This window comes from Lacibacter sp. H407 (assembly GCF_037892605.1).
Lineage (GTDB): Bacteria > Bacteroidota > Bacteroidia > Chitinophagales > Chitinophagaceae > Lacibacter.
This window is the reverse complement of record NZ_JBBKTU010000001.1, coordinates 56015-68928: the sequence shown is the minus strand read 5'-3', so window position 1 is coordinate 68928 and position 12914 is coordinate 56015. Positions and strand designations below refer to the sequence as shown.

The following is a 12914-nucleotide window of genomic DNA, read 5'->3' as shown; positions in this document are numbered from 1 at the left end:
AACACATAAAACCTTATTATATGCTTCCGGTACAAGTTGAGTTTCCAAAGTTTGTAGCAGATCAATTGCTCACATCTGAAGATCTGAATCAATTGTTCGGCTATCTTGATGAACAGAATCGTATCACCCGTACGAACCTGATCGGCATTGGTATTGTGTGCGGGCTGCAAATGCAGATCAACAATACAAAAACACAAGTTACCATTACAAAAGGTTGTGGTGTAACATCGGAGGGGCACCTTATCTCCGTCAATACCAAATCGTACACCCAGTATAAAAAATACAAAGTTGATACAGCCCGTGTGTATGATAAATTTTACAAGTTGGATGGTAGCGGCAATAAAATTCCAATGGATGTGTGGGAACTGAAACAACCGGCAGTTGATCCTGATCTGGAAGATATTGATGAGGGTTTTTTGAAAGACAAAGTGATCCTCTTGTTTGTAGAGCTCAAAGAAGAAGACAATAAAAACTGCGATCCAAATTCATGCGATGACAAAGGGATCAATGTTACAGTATCATTTTTGCCAATGGCAGTTACAACAGAGGATGCGAAACTGTTGATGGGCACAACAGCCGGAAGTTTTGCTGTTAACACCTACACCGCTTTGCCGGAAATAAGAATGAAACGTTGGGATGTAACAAATACATCGCCTGTTTACAGTCAGGATATTTTTCAGGCATATTTTAAAGTGCTGGATAAACCATTTCTTGATCAGGTTGAAACTACACTAAAGAATGTGTATTCAGTTTTTGGAACAATCGTCGGATCGGACTATGCATCCAATCCATTTACCGGATTGGCAACAAAGTTTTCGTATTTGCATGATGGCAGCATCAATCTAAATCAACTCATTCATCTCCAGTATCATTATGATCTGTTTAGTGATCTGTTATTAGCCTATCAGGAATTCAGACGGGCGGGTACTCATGTATTAAGCACTTGTTGCCCTGATAGTGATTTGTTCCCACGGCATTTGCTCTTGGGCGAAGCAATACCTTCTGTTACAAGTGGAGTGGTTCCATACCGTCATTATTTTATTTATTCACCGTTGTTTGATCAGCAGGGAATGGTTGATGAGTTAAAAAGTTTATTCAAACGGCTGGTGCTTTTGATCGATAGCTTCTTTCTGCCAACCGTTTCGGGGAACAACACAAAAGAAGATGCATCACTTCGTATTACACCAAGCATGTTATGGGATGTGCCGTTGTCAAAAAAAGCGATTCCTTACTATTACCTTGTAAACAGTGGTGCACAACCGCTTTATCTCAGTTGGGATCACCGCCGCACATTGTTGCATGATGCCAAACGTCATTTGTCATACCATGCTGCTTTGTATAATAATGGGGTGAATGATGATTTTGTTCGAAATCCACTTCAATACGATCTGGAGCCATATAATTTTTTACGGGTTGAAGGAATAGTAGGTAAATCGTATGTACATGTTCTGAAACAGGTGAAGCAACAGATCCAACGCAATCGTTTACCGGTTGATATTATTGCATTGAGTACAGATACCGCATCAGGTTTCAGCAATCAATTTAATTCTGTAGCAAACAGGTTGGAAAGTTCAAAAGATGCAATGGAGATGCTTTGTCATTTTCAGGATCTTGAATCCATGTACGATAGTATGCGCCGGGAAATATTGTGCATGCTGTGTAAAGAGTTGAAATATTATTATGATTTTACGTTTACATTGGTCAATGCTTTCTTTCGTAAAATGTCGCTGGCAGGTGAGCTATCTACCGTTGATTTGTTTGATGTGTGCGATAAAGGATACGTGATCAAAGAAAATTCATTGGGTGTAATGATCGAGTTCCTTCACCGCAAGGGATTAACTGATGAAACACTTACGATTGAAAGTTTCTTCCAGGCGTTTGGAATCAATGTGCAGGATATCAACAACGATGATATTCCCGATAACTTAAGCAACCAGGCTTCTACCATTTATCTTGCCTTGCTCAACTTCTTTAAAATACCATTGGGCATTATTCGTCTTTCAACATTGCTCACTGAAGATTTATCTGAATTTGATGTAAAAGCGTATTGTAGTGCCACAGAAAAATTGGGCGAATATGCAAAAAGTTTGAAATCGCTTTTTACCATTATTACCGGAGGTGCAAAAGCCGCATCAACAGTGGGTAGAGATGCTGTAACCAATGCAGCAGGTGCTTCTGTAGTTGGTACAAACAGTGCAACAACGAATACGCTTGCAACAAATCCACTTTCAGGCAATACTCTGCTTCGGTTATTATCAGCAATCTTGTTAGTGGAAGATTTTTTAGATCACCTTGATGTACTCATTTATAATTGTAAATGCAGTGCCTTGCTTTCATTGAAGAAAGATTATATGAAGCGATACCTGATGCTTACAAGATTGCGTCAGTTTGGATACTTTAATAAACTGCATCCCGGCCTGCAACATAAAGCAGGCGTACCGATGGGCGGAACATTTGTGATCGTTTATCATGCACGAAGTCGCTCACGTGGAAACAGTAATCTGAGTTTTGTGGCAAGAGAAGCTTCGGCCGAACGCAGAACTTTTTCAGCAACCAATAATTTGTTTACCGATTCAACAGAAACATTCATTGAGAAAAAAACAAGTATTGCAGGATTTGTACTGGATGAAGCAAACGATGCAGTAGCAGGAGCAAAAGTGTACATCGCTGAAACAAATGAAGGAACACTTACAGCTGCCAATGGAAGTTTCCGTTTTACAGGCAGTATACTTCCTTATACGTTAGTGGTGGAAGCAATTGGTTATGAAGTACACGAAGTAGTGAAAACAGATGATGATACCAATATGAGGATCATCCTGCGTGAAGCAAAAGATAATTTGCAGGAGCAACTGCAACAGGGCATGGTGATCGCTGATTTTTATTTGCCTTACAGGTGTTGCTCCGATTGCCCGCCGATACAATATATCGTCAATGATGTAGTAGCGCCGGATGTTCCAAATAAAGGGCCCGTTGCAAATGCCGGACCTGATCAAACAATTACATTGCCGCAAAGCCAGGTAACGCTCGACGGCTCTGCATCAACTGATCCCGATGGAAGCATTACTTTTTTCCAATGGGCAAAATTGGTTGGACCAGGAAATCCTGCGATCGTTACACAAAACAGTTCACAAACAGATGTACGGGATCTGGAAGAAGGTATCTATGTGTTTGAGTTAAGTGTTACTGATGATAAAGGCGCTATTGCCAGAGATACCATGCAGGTAACCGTAAATCCTCCCCCGGCACCTGAGAACAAGCCTCCTGTGGCTGATGCGGGACAAGATCAAACAATTGTATTGACAACCACAAACAATGCTGTGATATTGGATGGAAGTAATTCCAAAGATGAAGATGGTACCATTGTAGCTTTTAAATGGAATCAATTAAGCGGCCCTTCGAATGTCACAATTGTTACGCCCACATTAGTGCAAACAGTTGTAACAGGATTGCAACCCGGCGTGTATCAATTTGAATTGATCGTTACAGATAATAACGGAGCAACAGATACAGATACTGTAACGATCACTGTAGCCGCACCTGCCAATCAACCACCCGTTGCAAATGCCGGAGCCGATCAGGTTGTTACGCTCACTGCAACCAATGGAGCCATTACATTAAATGGTACTGCTTCCACTGATCCGGAAGGTGCTGCTCTTACATTTAACTGGACAAGAATTGCCGGTCCGAATACTCCTGTTATTGTGACTCCTAACCTTGCAATAACAAGCGTAACAGGATTGGTTGCCGGTACTTATTCGTTTGAATTGAAAGTAACAGATGATAAAGGCGCAAGCGACAGCGATACAGTTACAGTACAAGTGCAGCTTCGTGATACAACTCCACAAAAAGTATGTGGTCCGCTCCCGGATATTATCAAACTCTTTGATGGTATTACAGACGTTGATCCAAACCGATTCTCAACATTTATCAATGCCGATGGATTTGTTTCGTTTGGAAATGTAAAAGAGTTGTTTGAGATGATGCGAGGCATCGTTAGCAGTTCAGTTGATAAGCAGATCGAATTCTTTGCTAACCCGATCAATGGAGTAGCCATTCAGGATTCATTGATCAAATGGCTAACGGAGTTACAACGATTGATCGTGAACCGCAAAGATCTCCGCTTGCTGGCGCTGGCAATGTATCGTATCCTCAATCAATTGGCTATGTACATTGTTTGTATTCAGAAGGAAGATTTTGATGTAGCCAAAGTGCCAATGAACAGAGTGTTTGCTATTATTCAAAGGCATACCAGTGAATGGGCACAGTTGATCGCAACAGGTGTATTTGCCCCTGCTGAAATGAGCATGGTAAAAGCTATTGCTGAAGATATTAACAGAGAAATGCAGCGTACACAGGCCAATGGCGAAGCGCTAAATAAGCCGAAGTATTTGCGTTTGATGAAACAAATTCTTGATATACTCAGGAGCGTGATCTGATGAATCCAAATTCAACACATATCATTAAGCGAACCGTGCTGGACTTTCAGTTCAATGGAAGTACAGATGGATTTTCATTTCAGCAGCAGGTAAAAGATTGGTTTGATGAATTTATCCAACAGCTTACTTCAAAACTCGATGAAGTGGCAATTCCTGATACAATGATTTCAATTGACGAATTGCAACTGGAAGTTGAACTTACAGCAACCGATTGGAAACAACAGGCATCGCAAAAAATAACTGAGCAGTTGAAAGATAAAATTCAGTTGATTCAGAACGGAGCCATTTCTTCATCCGGATATAAAGAACAAACAAGCGATCAATACTTTGCGAATGCATTTTTGTTTTATCTGCAGCATGGTTATCTGCAATGGAATGCGGCAGGTATCTCCATTGAAAAATGGAATATGCAATTAGAGAAACTGTTTCTGCAGGCAGATGAAAATTTTGCAAATCCATTGAGAGAAATTGTAGGAAGTTCCGCTGCTGCCCGGGAACGGTTGATGCAGTTGATCCCGTTTCAATCAACTGTTGAATTGTTTAATTCCTATAACGAGCAACGTCCGCCTCTTTATTTGAAGCTCATTCATGATTTGCAGCTGCTTATGAAAATTGCCATTGTTCATAATTACTATTATATGCGGCAGGTGGTGTACAAAGCGTTTTTGCTGAATCTTTCACCAACTGCTGATCCTGTTCAGATCAAACAGGAACTTGCACAATCCATTCATAAAAAAGCACTCATCGATCCTTCGGTAATTGAAGTGGTGGCAGAACTTCAGTTTCAATCAAAACGATTGCTTGCATTACAGACAGAGTTATCGGCAGAAAAGAAATCAACACGGTATAAAAACGAAGCCAGGAAATTCAGAATACAGAAGTTAATACAGCAAGGGCAGGACCTGTTGGATATGCAGGAATTGCAGCAATCGCTGGGCGAACCGGTTTTTATTTCCAATGCAGGACTTGTAATTGCTGCAGCGTTTTTACCTGCATTCTTTGAGAAACTAAAACTGGTATCGGATCAATCAATTTCAGATCATCAGAAAGCAACTTGCCTGTTGCAATATATGGTTACAGGAAATGATAAAATACAGGAGTATGATCTGGCGCTTCCAAAAATACTTTGCGGATTAGCTGTTACGAAGCCGGTGCACACAGGAAGCTTTCGTATCACAAAAGTGTTACGGAAAGAAGCAGACGAAGTATTGTTATCAGTAATTGAATACTGGAATATTTTGCAAAACACATCGCTGGAAGGTTTGCGGCAATCGTTTTTGCAACGCAATGGAAAACTCAGTTACAATGGAAGTGAATGGCTGTTACAGGTTGAACAGCAACCCTACGATATGTTATTACAGCATCTGCCCTGGAATATGTCCATGATCAAATTACCATGGATGGAACAGATGTTGAAAACGGAATGGATTCATTAACCAAAACGATAAAACATGAAATACCCAAACCGGATCATTAAAGAAGGAGAGGCAAATACAGCAATTGTAAAAGCCATTCAGAAAAAACTGATGGAGTTACACATCGGCGATCTGCAGGGAACAGGTGTGTATGCAGCCAAAACGAAAAATGCAATAAAACTTTTTCAGGCTACGCACATGGATCAGTTTGGAAATCCATTGGAAGTGGATGGACAGGTTGGCTCTCTTACATGGGCCGCATTATTTGGTACTGATACAATTGTAGTAACAGATACCGCACCAAATCAACTTTTGACGGAAGCAGTGAACGTTGCCATCAGCCAGCTAGGAGTAATGGAAGATCCCCCTGGCAGCAACAAAGGACCGATCGTCAATCAATATCTTGCCAGCGTAGGTTTACCGCCGGGTTTATTCTGGTGTGCAGCATTTGTATATTGGTGTTTTGATAAAGCAGCCGTTAAAAATGGCAGAGCAAATCCATTGGTAAAAACAGGTCATGTGATGACGCATTGGAATAAAACCAAAGGAAAAAAAATATTGACTGCTGAAGCAGTTGACAAACCATCGCTCATTAAACCCGGACATATTTTTATGATGAATACGGGAGGTAGTTCAGGTCATACCGGTATTATCGAAAAAGTAGAAGGTGGATTTGTACATACTATTGAAGGCAACAGTAATAATGCAGGCAGCAGAAATGGTATTGGTGTATTTCGGCTGCAACGAAAAATTGCAAAGATCAACAGAGGATTTATTGAATACAAATGATGAGTAATGAATGATCAGTGATGAATGCTGTTTTGATTTTCGATTTTTTATTTTCAATTTTCAACTTCCGAAAACGTGTTTTCATCTGCAGAAAAAACAACGAATGTGCATGTGCAACGGCAGCAACAGCAGCCGGGGCAATCCTTCTTTCGGAAAGCAGGTGAAGAATCGTTTTTTGGTGCGAAAGAAAGTCCCTCTTTTTTTTCGTCAGCAATACAGGCAAAACTTTCGGTAAGCAGTCCCGATGATCCGCAGGAAAAAGAAGCCGATACAGTGGCCGAGCAGGTAATGCGCATGCCCGACACCGTTCCATCAATCGCATCAAACGATGAAAAGGATGTGCAGCGGAAGGAGGAACAGGAAGAGCAACTCCAGGCAAAGCAGGAGGCACCGGTGATCAGTATTCAACGCAAATGCACAGACTGCGAAAAAGAAGAAACAGCACAAGCCAAACTTTTCCGGATGATTCAACGAAGTGAAGAAACTCCATCTTCTTTTGATCATACAAATGCAGCAACTGATACTGATTATTCAATTGACCGAAAAGAATTATCCGTTTATCATTCCGATGTTATTCAACGCAGTGGCAGGGGCCCGCCGGCAGGCTCTATACAAGGATCGTTTGCACAAAATCTTTCTTCTTCCAAAGGAGCAGGAACTGCGTTGCCATCCGGTACCAAACAATTTATGGAAAGTCGTTTCGGTGCTGATTTCAGCGGCGTACGTATTCACACAGGCAGCTATGCCGAAAACCTGAGCAGTACTATTCATGCACAGGCATTCACGCATGGCAATGATATCTATTTCAATGCCGGTAAGTATTCGCCGAATACATCTGCCGGAGGAACGTTGCTTGCACATGAACTTACACACACTATTCAGCAAGGTGCGAGTCATTCGCATGCTCCAACCACAGTCGCAACAAAATCAGTTGCACGTAAACAAATAATTCAGCGAAGCGCCACAGGCGTTCCTTCGCAATTAACCAATGCCGTTGAAAAAGCAAAAACAGTTGAAGGAAAAATTGATGCGAATAAACCACAGGCCGATGGTAACAGAACCGGATGGGAACATCTGGTTGAAATTTTTAAAACAACGTTTGGTGAAGAAATGATAGTGAGTGGAGGAGGTAGCGCTGTAAAAGGTGCAGTAGCAGAACAGGATATTAAAAAGAAACGTGAGCAGCATGGTGTGATGGTAGTTGATACTACCAGCAAAACAGACCGCAGCGGAATGATGGGTACAAAAACAGGATCAAGAGATGCGATGCCAAGCTGGTGTGGCATTTTTGTGTTCTGGGCTTTGAATAAAAGCGGAGTGCCTATGCCGAAATGGAAATTGGGCGAACGCATGATCAAGCCCGAAGCTGCACGTGCTCCCGGTACCATGCCATTGCCGGGTGATATTGCTTATCGAAATGCATTTTCACATTTTGCAATTGTTGAAAGTGTAAACGGCAACACCGTTAAAACTGTGAATGGAAATACAGCAGGTGAAGATAACCTTGGCGGACAAGTGCAAACAAAAGATCATCCGCTGAGTGAATGGACAGCTTTCTTTGATCCGTTATTGATCATGACAGGTGCTTTGGGCGATGGTGAAACAACTGCTGTTCCGGAAGTGCCGAAAACATTAGCTGAATTACGAAACGAAGCAGTGCTGCTCGAACGGAAAGAAGAACCCGGTGACGAACATGAAACCAATATTCAGGCGAAACAGGAATTGAGTAATTGGAGTGTAGATGCAACGCAGGGATTGCAAACAACAGCTCAGACAATTCAAAAATCGGAAGAGAAGAATGAGCTACAGAAAAAAGAAGAGGAGATTAAAGAAGAGGAAAAAATAAATGCAGGCCCGGTAAACCAGGTACAGAAAAAACAAGCGGATGAATTCATACACGACGAAGCTGTTGCAAATAAAACAATTTCAACTGCCGCAGCTGCACACGGAATTCAAACAAAAACCGACAACAGTTCTTTGAATCAGGATAGTGAATTTCACGATCATGAAATGCATGATGCGCAGGGGCGTGGCCCGCCGGTGCAGATGAAGAGCAACGAAGAAGAAGTGGTGCAACGTTCGGTGATTGATGATGCATTGAGTTATGTAAGTACATCCAGCTTGCTGGGTTGTGTTGACATCACCAGCTTCAACGATACAAGCGCCTGTGTATTGCGGAAAGCAAGAGATGTTGCCATGCACATTCCGGGATACAAAGCATTGCGGGTTGTATTAGGCAGAGATCCGATTACGGGTGATGATGTAATACGTAACGGGCACAACTTTATTGAAGCGGCATTTGATATAATGCCGGGTGGCGAATTGCTGCATCAAAAATTGGATGAGCAACATCAACTCGATGCTGCTGCTGAATGGATCGACGGACGAATTGCTGATCTCGAAACAATTGTGAACGATCTGTTCAGTGAGTTTGATCAGTTCTGGAACGAACTGGAGCTGCTCGATCTGCGTTCACCCACCACCGTTATTAGAAACGGTGCGGCCATCGTATTGCGGTTCATCAATCGCATCATTGATTTTGCAGTAAGTGCGGCAGGGGAACTACTCGAAATGGTGAAGCAGTTCCTGCTGGAAAAAATTGTGGACTTTATTAAAGAACACACCAATGCTTATCCATTGCTCACAGTGATTTTGGGCGAAGATCCCGTTACCAAACAACAGGTTGACAGGAACGGAACCAATATTCTCAATGCATTGCTGGAGCTGGGCGGAGAAGAAGGAATACAGCAGCGTACGCAAATGCAGGAAACGGGTACGTTCCAGAAAGTGGTTGACTATATCGATGAAGGTATTGCTGTGTTCAGCGATCTGTACAACAGTATTGTCCAAAACTTCAGTGCTATCTGGGATCGGGTAACAATTGATGCATTGATGAATCCCGTTGATACTTTCAGAAGTATCTATGACACATTTGCTGATCCTATCAATCGTGTACTTGATTTTGTGATACGTGTAGGCACTGAAATTTTAAAGCTCATCAAAGAAGTTTTGATGCTGCGGCTGAGTGCATGGGCACGAACGGTGCGTGGTTATTCGTTGATAACGGTCATCATTGGCGAAGATCCGTTTACACACGAAGCCGTACCGTTTACTATTGAGAATGTGATCAAAGGGTTCTTCAGTTTAATGGAAGGTGGTGAAGAGCAGTACAACCAGTTGAAAGAAACAGGAGCAATCGACCGGACAGTAGCCAAGATAACGGCGGCGGTTAACCGCTTGAATATGACGCCGGCTGCGATCATTCAATTGTTCATTGATCTGTGGAATTCGTTCAGTATTCATGATCTGATGGATCCCGTTGGAGCATTCAGACGAATACTGGCAACATTCGGCGAACCCATTGGACGATTGATCGCATTTGTGATCACCATTGTGAAGATCGTGATCGAAGCTATTTTGATTGTGATGAATTTTCCGTTCGATCTTATCAATAATATCATCACACGGGCAATGGCAGCGTTCGATCGCATCAAGCGTGATCCGGTTGCGTTCCTGAAAAATCTGCTGCGTGCAATTAAACAAGGGTTCATTCAGTTCTTTGATAATATCCTGCAACATCTCATACAGGGTTTGGTGGGATGGTTAATGAGTGAACTGCGAGATGCAGGAGTGCCGGAACTCAGCGATCTGTCATTACGTGGTGTAATTGCATGGGTACTGGAAGTGTTGGGCATAAGTATGGAAAAGATATGGGAGAAACTGGCAGCGCATCCACGCATTGGTCCGCAACGTGTAGCACGCATCAGAGGAATGATCAACACATTGGACGGCATCTGGACATTTATCAAAGATGTACAGGAACGTGGTATGGCTGCTATCTGGGATAAAATTCAGGAGCAACTCAGTAATCTCTGGAATACAATTCTGGATGCAGTGAAAAACTGGGTGATGGAGCAGATCATCAATCGGATGGTGGCCCGTTTGCTCAGCATGCTTGATCCAACTGGTATTATGGCGGTTGTGAATAGTGCAATTGCAATTTACAGTGCCATTCAGAGTTTTATCAAGTACCTGCGTGAAATGCTGGAAGTAGTTAATTCGTTTGTGAATGGTGTAGCAGAAATAGCGGAAGGAAATATTACAACAGCCGCTAATTATTTGGAACGGACAATGGCACGTGCTATGCCGGTAGTAATTGGATTCCTTGCGAACCAAGTGGGCTTAAGTGGTATTGGCCGGCGAGTAGGCGAAATGATTGAACGTGCAAGGGAAATGGTAGATGAAGCATTGACATGGTTGGTGAACAGAGCAGTTGATACGGGAATGAATTTGTTGGATCGGGTGATGGGAAGAGCAGAGCCGGCTGCGCCTGATTCAGCAAGAGTAAGAAGTTTTCCAGATGCAGATGAAGCAGTTCCTTTTATGATGGGCGATGAACATCATGAATTGAGATGGACAAGCAGGGGAGGTGTTATTGAAATAACAATGTCAAGTGACTTGCGAATCTTATTGCCTCTTTATTTGTCTAGGGCTATTGAGCAACTGAATGAAATGCCATCATTTCAAGGGAAACCAAGAATCAGAAGAAATCTGGATCACGCATTAAGGCAGGTTGATGATAATGCGATTGATAGATATATCGAAGATTGGAATACGAGTCAAGTAGGAGGCACGAGAGCCAGATCTCAACCGGAATTTATTCGTGAAAAACTTTTAAGAGCTGTCGAGCCTTTGCAGGACTTATCGGTCGGTGATCGTAAAATTCCAGCTATTGTTGGGTTGTTTGATTTGTTGAATAAGAATACGAGTATGCCAGGGCCATACTCTTCAATTGCAGATCCAACCAATGTAGCACCATTCAATGATTTTACAACATCGCAGAAAAGAGCAGTATTAAATGCAAACATGACAAATCATGGAGGTCAATTGGTATCGGATTGTAACCCATCTGAAGTATTGCATGACAATGATCCGAATGATTCATTAAAAGCAAATGTCGATCATATCTACCCAAGAGCCAAGGGAGGTAGTAACAGTTATTCTAATGCTCAGGTTATCTCACGGGCTGATAATCTAAGAAAGAGTGATACAATGGAAGGATGCCCTTAAATAAAATAATAATGAAAAAATCTTATTTCCGCCGTTTCCGCCGCCGCACTGCTTCCCACGATGCAGTAAATAGCAACAAAGAAAACAAACAGGAGCAATCTTTTTTTGGAGAGAGCCCGCAGGCTTCTTTTTTTCAGCCGGTTCCTGTTGTGCAACGCAAGTGTGAACATTGTGAGGAGGAAGAAAAAAACATCAAACGAAAACCTGAACAGGAAGAAGAAAAACTCATGAAGAAAGGGAAAGAGAAGAAGGAAGATGAAAAGCTCAATCGAAAAGAAGCCGGTGCAGGAACTGCAGCACCTGTTACATCATCGTACATCCATACTTTGCATGGCAACGGTATAGCATTACCGAAAACAGCACAAGCATTTTTTACTAACCGGATGGGTTACAATTTCAGCCATGTAAAAATTCATACGGATGCTGCGGCCAATCAATCCGCAAAAGAAGTAAATGCAAAAGCATACACTGTCGGTAATCATATTGTATTTAACGAAGGGCAGTATAACACAGAATCAGCAGAAGGGAAACAATTGATGGCGCATGAACTGGTGCATGTAGTACAGCAAAGCAAGGAACAATCAGGAAGCAGTCTTCAGCGAAAGCAACAAACAGAACAAGCGGATACAGAAAAACAGGTACCACTTTTTCAATTGGAAGGCGAGGGCTTATACACACAAAATACAACGCATCAAGGTAATTGTGAAAATGTAAGTGTTGCCGGCAGCACCGACGCAAATTATGGAAATAGTTTTTCAACAAGTGGGCGACCAAGTGTTGCACCCGAATGCGATGGCTGCTCCGGTAATGAATGCATCAGCATCAGTGGCAATGTAGTTTCTGTGTTTACAACAAATCCAACGGTCACACTTCCGTCGGTGCCTTCAAATCTCAACGCTTGTGAGCAGGCTGCTGTTCGTAATTTCATCAACACTACGTTGCGTCAACATGAAAATCAACATGTGGCGGCATTCAATACATACAGAGGAACAGTAAGAACGCCGTATGCGTTTACCGGTTGTCAAAGCGACCTTGCTGCATACGTGCAAACCATACACGATAATGTGGAAGTGCCAAGACGGGCCTCTTCTGATGCAGCAAGTGCTGCACTCGATGCAAATGGCGCCAACATTTTCACCGTTACATGCGAGTGCCCCGATCCCGTAAGCGAAACAGGTTCCGATTAAATAAAGTAAATTTAAAT

The 12914-nt window shown here is 42.4% G+C and carries 5 protein-coding genes; all 5 read left to right on the top strand.

Annotated features, from left to right (window positions below; all coding sequences use genetic code 11):
• The first annotated feature begins 20 nt into the window (after positions 1–20).
• The 5 genes from WG989_RS00290 (at position 21) to WG989_RS00270 (ending at position 12897) form a co-directional block, all read left to right on the top strand.
• A complete protein-coding gene (locus tag WG989_RS00290; protein WP_340426495.1) occupies positions 21–4436 on the top strand; it encodes a carboxypeptidase-like regulatory domain-containing protein in 4416 nt (1471 codons plus the stop codon).
• Positions 4436–5872, top strand: a complete 1437-nt coding sequence (locus WG989_RS00285; RefSeq protein WP_340426494.1) for a contractile injection system tape measure protein — start codon at positions 4436–4438, stop codon at positions 5870–5872. Before WG989_RS00290 ends, WG989_RS00285 begins: the two co-directional genes overlap by 1 nt.
• Before the next feature lie 15 nt (positions 5873–5887).
• Positions 5888–6640: a CHAP domain-containing protein gene (locus WG989_RS00280; protein ID WP_340426493.1), complete on the top strand. Its 753-nt coding sequence runs from the start codon at positions 5888–5890 to the stop codon at positions 6638–6640.
• A gap of 75 nt (positions 6641–6715) precedes the next feature.
• Positions 6716–11710, top strand: a complete 4995-nt coding sequence (locus tag WG989_RS00275; RefSeq protein ID WP_340426491.1) for an eCIS core domain-containing protein — start codon at positions 6716–6718, stop codon at positions 11708–11710.
• 11 nt (positions 11711–11721) lie between these two features.
• Positions 11722–12897: an eCIS core domain-containing protein gene (locus tag WG989_RS00270; RefSeq protein ID WP_340426490.1), complete on the top strand. Its 1176-nt coding sequence runs from the start codon at positions 11722–11724 to the stop codon at positions 12895–12897.
• Positions 12898–12914 lie beyond the last annotated feature (17 nt).

Bases quoted from the DNA above. Each gene is read 5' to 3' on its own strand.
- WG989_RS00270 (WP_340426490.1), top strand. From the start codon at position 11,722: ATGAAAAAATCTTATTTCCGCCGTTTCCGCCGCCGCACTGCTTCCCAC.
- WG989_RS00285 (WP_340426494.1), top strand. From the start codon at position 4,436: ATGAATCCAAATTCAACACATATCATTAAGCGAACCGTGCTGGACTTT.
- WG989_RS00290 (WP_340426495.1), top strand. From the start codon at position 21: ATGCTTCCGGTACAAGTTGAGTTTCCAAAGTTTGTAGCAGATCAATTG.
- WG989_RS00280 (WP_340426493.1), top strand. From the start codon at position 5,888: ATGAAATACCCAAACCGGATCATTAAAGAAGGAGAGGCAAATACAGCA.